The sequence below is a fragment of the Micromonospora sp. NPDC047527 genome, assembly GCF_040643015.1.
Classification (GTDB): Bacteria; Actinomycetota; Actinomycetes; order Mycobacteriales; family Micromonosporaceae; genus Micromonospora.
This window is the reverse complement of record NZ_JBEYTK010000002.1, coordinates 20,932-35,008: the sequence shown is the minus strand read 5'-3', so window position 1 is coordinate 35,008 and position 14,077 is coordinate 20,932. Positions and strand designations below refer to the sequence as shown.

Below are 14,077 nucleotides of genomic sequence, written 5' to 3'. Positions count from 1 at the left end.
CCCGCCGGCCGCCGGTGGTTTGTCAAGCGGACTGTCGTCAAGTTGCCAGATGCGTGTGCGTTCGGCCACAGAACGTGAAGATGATACTCCCGGCCGCGAGGACGCCGATGACGACATCCCCCCTCGAACGGGCTGCCGACTCCTTTGCGGCCGAACTCGCCCGGCAACGGACCGGGCGTGGGCTTTCCAAGAAGCAACTGGCCGTCCTCATGGGGTTCGACCCCTCCTACGTCAGCCACGTCGAGGGGCGCCGGCACCGCCCGACCGAGGACTTCGCCCGCCGCGCCGAGGCCGTCCTGGAGGCCAGCGGCGCGATCTGGCAGCGTTTCCGGGAGTACGACAATCTCCGCCACGCCCGCATCGGCCAACCGCACCGCGAGCCCTCGCCGCCCGGCCAGTGGCTGCCGCCCGGCACCGGCCTCGTCGTGGAGCGGGAACTGGCCACCCTCACCCACACCGACGAGGGTTACCGGTGCGTCATCCGCCGCGAGCTCTACAACGCCGGCACCGAACCGGTCACCCGCTACCTGGTACGCGTCGCGGTCGACCGCTACCCGAACGACCCCGGTCGCTCCAACCGGCACCACCGCGAGCACCCCCTCACCTTCGCCGAGCTGCAACTGCAGGCCCGCCGGGACGACAGCGGCGGCGACCCGGAGCCGATGCACTGGCGGGCGAAACACGACCGGGACGCGTTCAAGGAGATCTGGCTGCTGTTCGAGAACGGTGAGCGGCGCTTCCCGCTCTACCCCGGCGACCGGGCCACCATCGAGTACGCGTACAGCGTCGGTCAGGAGAAGTGGGGCCCCTGGTTCCAGCGGGCCGTCCGGCTGCCCACCCGGCAGCTCGCCGTACGCCTGGATCTGCCGGCGGCGCTCGACCCACAGGTCTGGGGCGTGGAGACCTCGCTCTCCGCGGAGGAGGGCCCGCTGCGGACGGCGCCGCAGCGCCACGACGAGGGCGACCGCGCGTACTTCGACTGGCAGACCGACGACCCGCCGCTGAACGCCCGCTACCGGATGCAGTGGCGCTTCCGGTCCCGCCCGGACACCGACCCGGACGTCGGCCCCGGTGGCGTCCGGGTCCGCCCCAGCGACCGGATGCGGGGGCTCGGCATCGTCCAACGCGGCGACGACCTGCTCCGCCAGCGCGTCCGGCAGTTCGACCTGCCCGCCGAGGAGCAGGTAGCGCGGGACATCGTCGACCGGCTCACCACGGCACTGGCCCGGCTCGACGAACTGCACCCGTTCAGCAAGGGGGTGGGCATCGCCGCCCCGCAGCTCGGCATCGGCCGGGCGGCGGCGGCCGTCCGACCCCCGGACCGGTCGGCGGAGCCGGTCATCCTGCTCAACCCCCGGGTGGTCGACGCCGACCCGGAGACCGACGAGCAGTACGAGGGCTGCCTCTCCTTCTTCGACCACCGCGGTCTGGTGCCCCGACCGCTGCGCCTCGACGTGGAGCACGCCCAGTGGGACGGCAGCCGGATCATCACCTCGTTCGAGTTCGGCATGGCCCGGCTCGTCGCCCACGAGATCGACCACCTGGAGGGCCGGCTCTACGTCGACCGGATGGCACCGGGCGTGCCGCTGGTGCCGGTGGAGGAATACCGGGAGACCGGGCGGCCCTGGCGCTACTGAGCGGGCAAGGGGGGCCGGGGCGCGTGCCCCAGGGGGCGGGAGCACGCGCCCCGGCATGGGGGGAGGAACGTCTAAAGGTCACCGAAGGTGTCGTAGCGGATGTTCGGCGGCGGCACCTCGTCCGCAGCCAGAACCCGCAGTGTGGACCGGACCATCTGCGCCGAACCGGAGACGTAGCAGTCGTGCGTCGTCCACGGGCCGTACCGGGCCACCACGTCCGGGATGTCGCCCAACTCGCCGTCGAAATCCGGGTCGTCGCTGCACGCCGCCGTGACCGACAACCACGGGTGTACGGCCACCAACTCCTGCAACGCGGCCAGCCCGTACAGGTCCGCCGCCTGCCGTGCCCCGTAGAAGACGTGCACCCACCGCGTCCGGTTGTAGGAGGCCAACTCCTCCACCAGGGCCTTGATCGGCGCCAGCCCGACCCCGCCGGCCACGCAGAGGATGTCCCGCTCGGAGGAGCGGTCGAGGGTCATCGAACCCATCGGCGCCGCCAGCCGCAGCAGGTGCCCGGGCTGAACCCGGCGGACGAGCGCCCCGGACACCCATCCCGCGCCGGAACTCCGGACGTGGAATTCGAGCACGTTGTCGTCGTTCGGGGCGTTCGCCACCGAGTAGGTGCGCCACACCCTCGGGTGATAGCGGGGCAGCTCCAGGCTGACGTACTGGCCGGCCCGCCACGACAGCGGATGCTGCAGCGCCCGGCAGGTCAGCACGGCGGTGTCCGGGCCGTACCGCTCGTGGGTCAGCACCTCGGCGTGCCAGAACGGCGGGTTGTCGTCGTTGGCCGCCCCGGCGACCATCTTCGCCGCGATCGCCGCATACGCGTCTCGCCACGCCTGGTCGTACTCCAGGTTCCAGCCGTCACCGGCGGTGGTGCGCAGCGCGTCCAGCAGCGCGACGCCCATCGTCGCGTAGTGCTGGTCGTCGACGTGGTACTTGCGGTGGTCCCGGCCCAGCGCCCGCAGGAACTCGTCGAAGCTCTCCGGGTCGTCGACGGTGTGGATCGCCGTGATGATCGCTTCCAGCAGGCGGTCACCCTGGCCCGTCATCTGCACCGGGAAGAGCTGCCGCAGGGCCGGGTCGAGCAGGAACAGCCGGGCGTAGAAGTAGCCGCTGAGCCGCTCCCGGTCCTCCTCGACCAGGGTCCAGCTCTCCTTCAGCAACCGCGCGACATTGTCCACCGGGTGCTCCTTCCCCAGACGGCAGCGGATCGGGCGCCCATAGAATGTCCACGGAGAGTGCACACTGGTCGCACAGAATGTGCGATCGGTTCACGCCGGCCGATCAGCTGTGCCTGCGGTGCCGTCCGTCGGGCAGAGTGGTGCGGTGACCGTTGAGCTGACCCGCCCGGTGTCCCGCCGAGTGTTGGGGACCGAGACGCTGCTGGTCCTCGGCCTCTCCCTCGGCCAGTCCGCGGTCTACGCGGTGGTCTCGATCATCGCGAAGCTGACCGCCGAGGGGCCGCTCTCCAAGCAGACCGCCTCGCTGAACACCTCGGCGTCGGCCCGACCCTGGCTGGACCTGACGTACCAGCTGCTCGGCATCGTCTTCGCGCTCCTGCCCGTGCTGCTCGCCGTACACCTGCTCAGCCGCGACCCCGGCGACCCGGTGCGGACCCTCGGCCTGGACGCCCGGCGGCCTGGCCAGGACCTGGCCCGTGGCGCCGGCCTGGCCGCGTTGATCGGCCTGCCGGGGTTGGCCCTGTTCTGGGTCGCGGCCCAGCTCGGCATCAACGCCACGCTGGTGCCGGCCGCGCTGCCGGATATCTGGTGGACCGTTCCGGTGCTGATCCTCGCCGCCGTGCAGAACGCCGTGTTGGAGGAGGTGATCGTGGTCGGTTACCTCGTCACCCGGCTGCGCCAACTCCACTGGCGGCTCGCCACGATCATCGCGGCCAGCGCGCTGCTCCGCGGCTCGTACCACCTCTACCAGGGCTTCGGCGCGTTCGTCGGCAACGCCGTGATGGGCGTCGTGTTCAGCCTCTTCTACCTGCGTACCCGGCGGGTGATGCCGTTGATCATCGCGCACACGCTGCTCGACGTGTTTGCCTTCGTCGGCTACGCGCTGCTGCCCCGCGAGTGGTTCGACTGGCTCTGACTCAACCCGCCCGATAGAGGGCCACGGCCCGCGCCGCCAGCCGCTCGGTCGCCGCCGAGTCGCCCAGCGCGGCGGCGAGCACCGCCGCACCCGGCAGCAGCCGGGCCGCCAGCCGCAACGCAACCCAGCCGCCGGCCTGCGCGGTCAGCGGTGCCGCCAGCCGCCAGGCGGCCTCCGCCGCCCGAGGCCACGCCCCCTCGACCGGGTCGTCCGCCGCCCGCGCGGCGTCCAGCGCGGCACGCGCGCTCGCCGGGTCCGGGTGCACCCGGGTCAGCACCAGCAACTCGGCGGCCCGGTCGGGATGCGCCGGATCCCGCCCGTATGCCGCAGCCAGGTGCAACACCAGGTTCGACTGGGTCCAGAGCACCGAGGCCAACTCGGCCATCGGCGCGAAGATCCCCGCCAGCGCGGCCGTCGCCCCACCCGCGGCGGCCGCCCCAACGAACCGCCGGGTGGCCAGCCGGGCCAGGCCGTCCGCCGGAGCATCCGGGTATCTGCCCCGGAGCAACTCGGCCCACTCGGCGGCACCCGGCCCGAGCGCCCGCACCGCCGCCAGGGCCAGCAACTCCGGCGCGAAGCCCGGGTGGTCGAGCACGCGGGCAGTCACCGCCCGAAAGTCCAATTCCGGGGTACGCCCCAGAGCCGCCGCACCCTCGTGCGCGGCTGCCTCGTGCGTGGCCGACTGCGCGGTTGCTTCCTGCGCGGTTGCCTCTTGCGCGGTTGCTTCGTGCGTGGTCTGCCGCGCAGTTGCGGCGCTGCTCGTGGCGGCGAGGGGCGCCGGGACGTCTGACTGCGGCTGCTCGGTCGGAGGCTCGGGTGCTGCCACGGTGTTCTTCGGCGCGGCGGTCTTGCGGGGGGTCGCCGCGCGCTTGGTCGCCTTCTCGGCACGCTCGGTCGGGGTCGCCGCTGGCGCGGCGGCTTGTTCAGCCGTCGTAGTTGCCGGCGTGGTCGTTTTAGCGGCTCGCTTGGTCGGGGTGCGTTTGGCCGGGGCGGCCTGTTTGCGCGGAGCCGCCGCTGGCTCGGTCTGGGCGGCTGCTGGACCGGTTGGGGTCGGTGGAACCGGCGGCGCGGTCGTGGCGGCCGTGTCACCTGCCGACGTACCGGTCTTCCTCCGGGTGGTGGCCTTCCGGGCGGGGGTGGCATGTGCCTTCGGCGTCCGCGACGCTGGGCTGGCGGGTGGTGGCGCGCTGCCCTCGGGCGCTCGCCCATCGGGGGCCAGCGCCGCCGAGCCGCTCGGATCGGCGTCTACCGGCTGATCTGCCTCAGCCGCAGGGGCCTCCGACGGGGTCGGACGCTTGCCGCTCGCCGCCGGCCCGGCCGGTACCTGCTCGACGTCCGCCGCCGAACGATCCACCGGCGCCCCTCGCGTTGCCGGGGCTTGCTGGTCGGCGGTCGCCCCGTCGGGCGAGAGCGCTGGTGAGCGACCCGGCTGCCGGGGCAGGGGGCGGTCCGGCTCCGGTGGCTGGAACAGCACCGCCGGGGCCGGCCTGGTACGCCGCGGGCGCTGCTCGCCCGGAGTGGCCCCGGCCGCTGCCGGCCCAGGTGGTGTCGCCTTCTCCACCGCCTGCTCAGCGGCCGTCGGCGGAGTGAAGGTCGCCCGCGGAGAGCGCCGCCGCGCTCGGTCAGCAGGCTCTCGACGGGTCGGCTCGCTGGGCGGCTGCTCCTGCATATCGATGGAGCGTAGTCCCGATCACGCCGCCGCACAGCCGGGAACACGGGCACCAGGCGCCCCGGCAGCCGTACGCTGGAAGTCGTTTTGCTCCCGGTGGGTGCCGACCTGTATCCTCGGGCGCGGTGGTCTGCGGGCCACCTGGGAGACTTCGCCTAGTCTGGTCTATGGCGCCGCACTGCTAATGCGGTTGGGGTCTTAAAGCCCCTCCCGGGTTCGAATCCCGGAGTCTCCGCGCGAAAGCCAGGTGTGTACACTGGCTGAGCACCAGCGCCCGTAGCTCAATGGATAGAGCATCTGACTACGGATCAGAAGGTTAGGGGTTCGAGTCCCTTCGGGCGCACAGCGGTTGACTTGCGAAAACGCCCCTCCGGCGATCGAGAACGATCGACCTGAGGGGCGTTTCTCGTGCCCCCCAGGGGGTCACGAGAGTCGCCAGAACTCACCTGATCCTTGCGGAGTGTCATCAGAGGCTTCCTCTGCTGTGTTGATTGTCCGCATTCCCTCGTCCAGGTGCGAGGCTCAATTGCTACGGCACGCGAACCGCCCCCGCGCGACGAACCTGAGGTGTGGGCGAACGGGCCAATCCCCGCGTCAGAACCCGGTGCGTCGCGGTCGGGCGCTCATGCTCGTCCTCACTTTGCCCCCTCTTCTCGATCCGGGCACGGCAGGGTCCCTACGCGTGGAGTTGACCGATTGAGGGCGAGTCGTGCGGCCAGGAAAGTTCACGAAGCTCTATGCCTAGAGCGTTGGCGAGGGACATCATTGTGAAATAGCCGGGCTCGATCACCCTCCCCGACTCGATCTTTCTCAGGGTTGAGACAGCGACCTGGGCGCGTCCTGCGAGCTGCTCCTGGGTCAGCCCTCGCTCTGTGCGCAGCGTTCGCAGCCGGGTGGCGAGTATCTCGGCTTGATCCCGGAACCGGCTGTCTTCGCGGCGAGCGCGCCCTGCTGGCACACGTCAGATCGTAGTGGTAAATTTTGACCGGTCCAACTTTATCGCTACAGATGATCGAGCCACTTGGGTAAGTTGAGGTTGGTGGAAGGGGGCGGGTCTGTGACGGCGTCAGGCGAGCACATCAAGGCGCTCGTGCGCAATCACGCCGCCGGTGATGATGCCGCCTTCTACGCTGTCGCCCTTCAGGTCGCGGCAAAGGCGGCCCGCCAGGGCCACGGAACGCTGGCTAACGAGCTCAAGCGGGTAATCGAAGGTGCTCGGAGCCAGCCGGTCGCAAGCAAGGTCACAGCTATCGCCCGCCCGCGCGGGGACCTGGCCGATCTGGTTACAGCGGCATTCCCGAACGTGTCTCTCCGCGACCTGGTCGGTCCGCCGCAGTTGAAGGACGCTATCGCTCGCGTGCTTCATGAGCAACGGCAACGGCAGGCTCTCTCGGAGCACGGGTTCGCACCGGCCCATCGACTCCTACTGGAGGGCCCCCCGGGCACGGGCAAGACGATGACTGCAGCGGTGATCGCTCACGAGCTAGCTCTGCCACTGCTGACGATCCGCCTGGATAGCCTGCTCAGCAAGTACCTTGGCGAGACGGCGAGCAAGCTGCGCGCAGTATTCGACGCTGCGGCGTCCCAGCGGGCGGTCTACCTGTTCGATGAGTTTGACGCCCTTGGCGGCCATCGAAGCGGCAATGACGTCGGAGAAGCCCGCCGAATTCTGAACTCGTTTTTGATCTTCCTTGAGCAGGCCAACGCCGAAAGCATTGTCGTGGCTGCCACGAACCATCGGTCGATCCTTGACCATGCGCTGTTCCGTCGCTTCGACGTTGCGATCAGATACGAGCTGCCGGACGGCGCGCAGGCATCGGAGGTCATGAAGACCCGGCTTGGGCCGATGGGGCGGGGCATTCGATGGGCGGCGGTCCAAGCCCAGGCATCCGGGCTGAGTCATGCCGAGTTGGTCAAGGCCGCCGAAACTGCCGCGAAGCAGGCCATCCTGCGCGGCGAAGCACAGGTCACGGTCGCTGACCTAACCGAGGCATTGCGGGAACGCCGAGCGGCGGGGCAGTGAGTAGCCCGGCCCGGTCGTTGGCGCATCTGACCGTCACTGGTCGCGCCGAGGACCGTAGCTTCAACCGCAGTGGCGGAGGCAACCCGCGAATCCGGGATGTGGAACGCCGAGCCCATGGGACCAAGCTACGCGGAGACCTCGAACGCTCCCTGCATCAAGCAGACGTTGAACGCGCCGCGGTAGCCGACGACCTCACGCTGGAGGAGCTCAAGGCGCTCGGCATCATCCTGGTGCTCGATGCAGCGGATCCGGCTTTCCCACTGAAGCTGGACTCGCTCGAGCGTATGTCGTCCCATCGCGTGAAGCGTCCGCAGTGGCTGTTGTTGGCTGTCAACCCGGCCACCGGAGATCGGCCCGAAAGCGCCGTGGTCTGGGTCAGTGATGCGTACCGCGGGACCTTCCTGAAGATCTTCGAGGATTTTCTTGAGCGGAACACACGCACCGGGGAGCCGCAGAAGCGTGCGCTTGTCGCGAACATCGCCTCGATCCGGCGGGCTGTGCTCCTCGACCTCTGGCAGTCCGCCGATGACCCGCCGACAGGGCTGGCCTGGTGGGAGATCTGGCTGACCCGGACTGACACCGGAGTGGAACTCCTCCGCGCGTTCGCAGCTGCGAACCGTTTCCGGATGTCTCAGCGGCGCATGGACCTCGTTGACCGCACGGTGGTCTGGCTACAGGCCCGCTGGGACGACCTGCACGCTTTGCCGTTCACCGCTGTCCCCGTCGCCGAAATCCGGCGCCCTGAATTCGTCGACACGGTCGAGGACTACTCCCAGGATGACCAGGACGAGCTGACAACAGACCTGGTGGAACGCACCAAGTTCGCCCCGGCCGGAGTGCCCGTCGTGTGTCACCTCGACAGCGGTGCGCGCCGTTCCCACGTGCTGCTGTCAGAATCGATCGACCCCAGCGACGTGCATTCGGTGGTCGGCGACAGCGGCGAGGACCGGCGGGGTCATGGCACCTTGATGGCTGGGCTCGCTCTCTACGGTCCTCTCGACCATCTGCTGTGGGGGAACGGGCTGGTTACGCTGACGCATCGGCTTGAGTCGGTCAAGATGTTGCCCGACGAGCCGGCCACGAACGATCCAGCGGCTTATGGATTGATCACGGCGCAGGCGGCAGCGGCTGCGGAGGCGTCAGCACCGGGCCGGCAACGTACCTTCTGCATGCCGATTACTGCACCACCTGAGGCGCGAGCTGGCGAGCCTTCGCTGTGGTCGGCGGCGATCGATGCGCTGAGCATCGGCACCGACATCGGTCAGTCCGACACGGGGATTGCGCTCCTCGGTCAGCCCGATTTCAGCGCCGCCCGCTTGTTCCTGATCTCGGCTGGCAACGTGCGTGACCGGCCGCGGGGGCTTGACCACCGAGAACTATGCGACATCTCGGAGATTGAGGACCCGGCGCATGCTTGGAACGCGCTCACCGTGGGCGCATACACCGAGCTGACCGCGCCTCCGACGGACCCAACCTTCGACAACTGGACGGCGCTCGCCGGCGAAGGCGAACTCTCCCCGCATAGCCGCACGTCGGTGTCCTTCGCCAGCCGAGCCTGGCCGATCAAACCGGACATCTGTATGGAAGGTGGCAACGTCCTTAGTGACGGCGTCGACTTTCACGATGGACATCCGCTTGTGTGTGTCCGTACCACCTCGGCCCGGGACGACCTCGCCCTCGCCTCGGCGAACGCCACGAGTGCCGCTACGGCGCAAGCGGCCCGACTCGCGGCGAAGGCCATGGCGGCATATCCGTCCTACTGGCCGGAGACTATTCGAGGCCTGCTGGTCCATGCGGCCGAGTGGACGCCGGCCATGAAAGCCGATGTGCAGGGCGCAACAACGAAGGCTGTCCGGCAGACGATGCTGCGCCGCTACGGTTGGGGCGTACCAACCGAAAATTCGGTCCTCGCCTCCAACACCAACGCTGTCACCCTCGTGACCCAGGACGAATTCGTTCCCTTCGACGGCCGAGACCACGCAGCCCGACGCTTTCGGCTGCACCGGCTGCCGTGGCCGGCTGAGACGCTTCGCGAACTCGCCGAGGCAACCGTCCAACTCCGCGTCACCTTGTCCTACTTCATCGAACCGACTGCATCCCGACGAGGCTGGCGCCGGCGCTACGCCTACGCCTCACACGGCTTAAGGTTCGAGCTGAATGCACCCCTCGAGCCCGTCGACGCCTTCGTCGCGCGCATCAATCGCGAAGCGCAGGACGAGGAAGCAGGCGCCCGCCCACCCAGCGGATCGGAACGCTGGCTTGTCGGGGGTAACCAGCGCAACCTTGGCTCACTCCACCAAGACATCTGGGAAGGAGATGGCGCGGCTCTCGCCGACTGCAGCCTCATCGCCGTACATCCGGTCGGAGGCTGGTGGAAGAACAACAAACGCGCCGACCGAGCAAACCTACCCCTGCGCTACAGCCTCATCGTCTCGCTTCGCACAGCCACGCAGGACGTCGACCTGTACTCACCGATCGCCGTACAACTCACCGTGCCAGTCGTAGCCGAAATCGAAGGGCTTAGCTGATCCTCGGCGGGCGGGGTGTCTCGTACCCTCAGGGGGACGTCCGCCGCTGACGCTGGTCGACGGTAACGAAGAGCGACCAGAGGTAGCCTTTGGTGAGGATCCGCCCAGGCGACTGGCTCGGCTCGGTCCGCTCCGTACCGGGCGGGATGCTCCACCGGATGATGAAGACCTCGGCGGGCAGGTGGCGAGACCGCAGCGCAGGCGTGCGGCAGGTGTCCGTCTGACGGCAGAGCGAGTGGTGGTCGGGCAACGAGCATCCCGCCGACGGCATGTGGCTGGCCAAGGAAGCCGACCGCCGCGGCGTCAACCCGTCGGTGGTGATCGAGGACCTGGCGAGTCAAACACGCCGAGCGGCGGATAGCCCGCCAGCCGATCAAGATGCGGGCGCCGGACCTGGACCGCAAAAACCGTGCCCCCCCGGGGGGCACCTTGGGGGACGGAACTGCGGTCTAGCGTCACGTTCCGTCGACAATGCAACATAGTGAATCCGGGCAAACTGACATAAGTGCAGGTCAGGGTCACCCTCCCCTTCTGGCTACGGATCAGAAGGTTAGGGGTTCGAGTCCCTTCGGGCGCACAAAGCAAGAAGAAGCCCCCGACCAGCCGAAACGGCAAGGTCGGGGGTTCTTTCATGTCCGGCCGGAATCAGGCTTCGAGCGGCGGTGGGAGCCGGTTCCTTACTGCCCGAACGGCGCACGGGCGGTCAGGCCCACCACTTCGGATACCACTTCAGAACCTCTTCGGCAGGCTTCGGTGGCTTGGATTCCCTTTCCCGCCAAGCGGCAATGACGGTCGGGCCATGGAACACAAACAGCCCGGCGGCGAGCAGTAGCGACGTGGTTCCATCGGGCCAGCCCAGCCACATCCCGACACCCGACGTCAGCCAGAGCAGGAACCCGGCGAGCTGCGCCACCCGGAGACGTGGGCCCTTCATGTCCGTAAGTCTAAATCTGATCAACAAGGAGGCCGAGTCTCCGAAGCCGGCAATGTCGTACGGATGGCGGCAGGGGCGCGTGCAGCGGACGCCCATCCGTACAGCCAAGCCCGCCGATGGATCCGGTCCGACCGGCAGGTGAGGCCGCCGTCTCGGCAAACCGAGGCGGCCTTTTTCGCGCGGTCCAGCAGCGAAGTGCGGCAGTGGTACGCGGCGGGGATGCTCGCGCCGTCGTGCGGCTTGGCGGAACCGGGCGTTGAGGGTGAACGCGGACACCCTTTCTTGCAACTCTTTGGCAATTACTGAACACTCGCATCAGTGGGCGAACGTCCCGACAATCGCGATGATCAGCACCTCCGCCGGGGCACCCGACCGCTTAGTGGCCGACGCCGCGGAGTGACAGGCCGGACCCACCGCCCCGTCGACCTGGCACGCGGCGACGGCACGTCCGATCCGGTGTCGAGCTCGCACCACATCGATCCCAGGAGTACCTGATGAGTAAGACCTTCTCCGCCCGGGTGACGGCGGTGGTCGTCGCCGCGGCGCTCGCGGTCTCCGGCTGCTCGTCGTCGGCGACGCCGTCGGGTGGTACGAGTGCCGCCGGAACGTTCGTGGTGGCGACGGCGGGGGAGCCGGACACCTTGAACCCGGTGCTGAACTACGGCGTCGACGGCGGCTCGCTGATCTTCGACGGGCTGGTCGCGCGCGACGCCCGAAACCAGCTCGTGCCAGCCCTCGCCCGGGAACTGCCCACCGTCTCGACGGACGGCAGGACGGTCACCGCGAAGCTGCGCGACGGGGTGCGGTTCCACGACGACACGCCGCTGACCGCGCAGGACGTGGTCTTCACCTACCAGGCCGTGCTGGACCCGAAGGTCGACTCGACGCTGCGGTCGGACCTGGACATGCTCGCCTCGGTCACCGCGCCGGACGCGTCGACCGTGGTGTTCACCCTCAGGTACGCGTACGCGCCGTTCCTGCAACGACTGGCGTTGGGCATCGTGCCCGCGAAGGCGTTCGTGGGGCAGGACGTGAACAAGGCCGAGTTCAACCGCAAGCCGATCGGCACCGGACCGTACCGGGTGACCTCGTGGACGCCGGGTGACCGGCTCGTGCTGGCAGCCAACGACTCGTACTGGGGCGGGAAGCCGGCGAACTCGGGTGTGGTGGTGGCGTTCGTCGCCGACGACAACATCCGTGCCCAGCGGATGCGGGCTGGGGAGTTCGATGCGGCGGAGCTGGCACCGAAGCTCGCGGCCGGGTTCGACGGATCGGGCGGCTATCAGGTGCAGCGGGTGCCGACCGCCGACTACCGGGGCGTGATGCTGCCGATGGGCAACCCGGTCCTCGGTGATCTGGCGGTGCGACGGGCGCTGAACGCGTCGGTGGACCGTCAGGCGATGGTCACCGGCCTGCTCGGTGGAGCGGGGGAGCCGGCGTTCGGTCCGGTGCCGCCGTCGTCGGAGTTCGCCGAGCCGTCCGTCACCGGCAACCCGTCGGCCGACCCCGCCGCCGCGACGGCGGCCCTCGACGCGGCCGGCTGGACGCCCGGCGCGGACGGCATCCGGGTCAAGGGCGGCCGGCAGGCCGCGTTCACGCTGATGTACCCGGCCGCCGACAGCCTCCGCAAGGAGTTGGCGCTGGCGGTGACCGCGGACGCGAAGAAGGTCGGCATCAAGGTGACGCCGGAGGGCCTGACCTGGGACGCGATCACCCCCCGGATGGACACCGACGCGCTGATCATGGGGTACGGCACCCCGTACGACCCGGACTTCGTCTCCTACAAGCTGTTCGGCTCCGCCTTCGCCGGCCAGGGCTTCTTCAACCCCGGTTCCTACACGTCCACGATCGCCGACAAGGCGTTGCAGGACGGCCGGGACAACGCCGACCCGGCCGTGCGCAAGGCGGCGTACGCGACCTTCCAGAAGCAGTTGGCCGCCGACCTGCCGTGGGTGTTCCTCACCTACCTGGAGCACACCTACGTCGTGAAGAGCACGGTCGCGGGAGTGACGCCTCGGGTGGAGCCGCACGAGCACGACGTCGCCAACAGTCTCTGGTGGAACGTCCACACCTGGACGAAGAAGTCGTGACAACGCCCCTGCCCGCTGACGGGCCGCCGAGAGCGCGCGTGCGCCGGCGGCGGGCCGGCACCGGTCGGGTCATCCGCCGCCGGATGCTGGTCGCCGTCCCGGTCCTCGCCGCGACCAGCATGGGCATGTTCGCCCTCGGCGCGGCCTCGCCCATCGACCCGGCGCAGCAGTACGCGGGCGCGGCCGCGTTCACCACCAGCGAGGAGAACCTCGCCCAGATCCGCGCCAACTGGGGCGTCGACGATCCGCTGCCGGTGCAGTACGCGCGCTGGCTGGGCAACCTGCTCCGGGGCGACCTCGGCTGGTCGACCAGCCGTCACGAGCCGGTCGTCGACGTGCTCACCGCCCGCGCCGGGTGGACGTTACTGCTGGTCGGCGCGGCTCTCGCCCTGGTGCTGGTGGCAAGCCTGCTGCTGGGCACCCTGGCCGCGTACCGGCGTGGTGGCTGGTTCGACCGGGGTCTACGGGCTGTCGCGTACGCGGTGCAGTCGATGCCGGTGTTCTGGATCGGCCTGGCCGCGATCGCCGTGTTCGCGCTCACCCTGGGCTGGTTGCCGGCCGGCGGGCTCACCGACGTCACCGCCACCGGAACCGACCCCGTCGACGTGGCCCGGCACCTGATCCTGCCGGTGACCGTGCTGGCGATCGCCCAGGCGCCGTGGTTCGTGCTGTTCATCCGCGACGCCGTCGCCGAGAGTCTCCGCGACGACCACGTCCTCGCCGCCCGGGCGCGCGGGCTTCCCGGCCGCACCGTCCTGTTCGGCCACGCCCTGCGCACCGCGCTGCTGCCGTTCCTCACCCTGATCGGCACCCACCTGCCCGAACTCGTCGGCGGCGCGGTCCTGGTGGAGACCGTGTTCTCCCTGCCCGGCCTCGGCGCGGTCACCGTCCAGGCTGCCCTGGGCAGCGACTTCCCACTGCTGGCCGCGACCACCCTGGCCACCACCGTCGTGGTGCTGGCCGCGAACCTGACCACCGACCTCGCCTACAGCGCCGCCGACCCCCGGGTACGCCTCGATGACTGACCTCGCCCCGCCCCCGATCAGCACACCGGCCCGGTCGCCTCGGCCCGGTCGCCGCGCCGCCCTGCGGG

General features: G+C 69.5%; 10 protein-coding genes and 2 tRNA genes. 8 read left to right on the top strand and 4 right to left on the bottom strand.

What is annotated here, in order from left to right:
- Positions 1-107 precede the first annotated feature (107 nt).
- Positions 108-1,637: a peptide deformylase gene (locus ABZ808_RS08890; protein ID WP_357002918.1), complete on the top strand. Its 1,530-nt coding sequence runs from the start codon at positions 108-110 to the stop codon at positions 1,635-1,637.
- A gap of 71 nt (positions 1,638-1,708) precedes the next feature.
- On the opposite strand, the gene ABZ808_RS08885 is transcribed toward ABZ808_RS08890, so the two are convergent.
- Positions 1,709-2,824, bottom strand: coding sequence for a globin domain-containing protein (locus ABZ808_RS08885; RefSeq protein WP_357002916.1), 1,116 nt, complete (start codon positions 2,822-2,824; stop codon positions 1,709-1,711).
- A 145-nt stretch (positions 2,825-2,969) separates the two neighbouring features.
- Here ABZ808_RS08885 and ABZ808_RS08880 point away from each other — a divergent pair, with 145 nt between their 5' ends.
- A complete protein-coding gene (locus tag ABZ808_RS08880; protein WP_357002914.1) occupies positions 2,970-3,740 on the top strand; it encodes a CPBP family intramembrane glutamic endopeptidase in 771 nt (256 codons plus the stop codon).
- Position 3,741: 1 nt separating this feature from the next.
- On the opposite strand, the gene ABZ808_RS08875 is transcribed toward ABZ808_RS08880, so the two are convergent.
- Positions 3,742-4,347: a hypothetical protein gene (locus tag ABZ808_RS08875; RefSeq protein ID WP_357002912.1), complete on the bottom strand. Its 606-nt coding sequence runs from the start codon at positions 4,345-4,347 to the stop codon at positions 3,742-3,744.
- Positions 4,348-5,553: 1,206 nt separating this feature from the next.
- Here ABZ808_RS08875 and ABZ808_RS08870 point away from each other — a divergent pair.
- Positions 5,554-5,644, top strand: a tRNA-Ser gene (locus ABZ808_RS08870).
- A gap of 35 nt (positions 5,645-5,679) precedes the next feature.
- Positions 5,680-5,752, top strand: a tRNA-Arg gene (locus tag ABZ808_RS08865).
- A 333-nt stretch (positions 5,753-6,085) separates the two neighbouring features.
- Here the strand turns inward: ABZ808_RS08865 and ABZ808_RS08860 are convergent.
- Complete coding sequence (locus tag ABZ808_RS08860) at positions 6,086-6,367, bottom strand: helix-turn-helix transcriptional regulator (protein ID WP_357002910.1); 282 nt, start codon at positions 6,365-6,367, stop codon at positions 6,086-6,088.
- A gap of 99 nt (positions 6,368-6,466) precedes the next feature.
- Between ABZ808_RS08860 and ABZ808_RS08855 the strand changes: the two genes are divergently transcribed.
- Together ABZ808_RS08855 and ABZ808_RS08850 are read left to right on the top strand one after the other, a co-directional pair.
- Positions 6,467-7,432, top strand: coding sequence for an AAA family ATPase (locus tag ABZ808_RS08855; protein ID WP_357002908.1), 966 nt, complete (start codon positions 6,467-6,469; stop codon positions 7,430-7,432).
- Between the two features lie 17 nt (positions 7,433-7,449).
- Entirely contained in the window at positions 7,450-9,960 is a 2,511-nt protein-coding gene (locus ABZ808_RS08850; protein ID WP_357002906.1) for a S8 family peptidase, read from the top strand.
- Positions 9,961-10,663: 703 nt separating this feature from the next.
- Here the strand turns inward: ABZ808_RS08850 and ABZ808_RS08845 are convergent.
- Entirely contained in the window at positions 10,664-10,894 is a 231-nt protein-coding gene (locus ABZ808_RS08845) for a hypothetical protein (RefSeq protein WP_357002904.1), read from the bottom strand.
- A gap of 494 nt (positions 10,895-11,388) precedes the next feature.
- On the opposite strand from ABZ808_RS08845, the gene ABZ808_RS08840 reads away from it, so the two are divergent.
- Together ABZ808_RS08840 and ABZ808_RS08835 are read left to right on the top strand one after the other, a co-directional pair.
- Positions 11,389-12,984, top strand: coding sequence for an ABC transporter substrate-binding protein (locus ABZ808_RS08840; RefSeq protein ID WP_357002902.1), 1,596 nt, complete (start codon positions 11,389-11,391; stop codon positions 12,982-12,984).
- A complete protein-coding gene (locus ABZ808_RS08835) occupies positions 12,981-14,009 on the top strand; it encodes an ABC transporter permease (protein WP_357002900.1) in 1,029 nt (342 codons plus the stop codon). Before ABZ808_RS08840 ends, ABZ808_RS08835 begins: the two co-directional genes overlap by 4 nt.
- The last annotated feature ends 68 nt before the right edge of the window (positions 14,010-14,077 follow it).

What these genes read in the sequence shown, in the direction of transcription:
- ABZ808_RS08890 (WP_357002918.1), top strand. Translation starts at nt 108, where the DNA reads ATGACGACATCCCCCCTCGAACGGGCTGCCGACTCCTTTGCGGCCGAA.
- ABZ808_RS08845 (WP_357002904.1), bottom strand. Translation starts at nt 10,894, where the DNA reads ATGAAGGGCCCACGTCTCCGGGTGGCGCAGCTCGCCGGGTTCCTGCTC.
- ABZ808_RS08840 (WP_357002902.1), top strand. Translation starts at nt 11,389, where the DNA reads ATGAGTAAGACCTTCTCCGCCCGGGTGACGGCGGTGGTCGTCGCCGCG.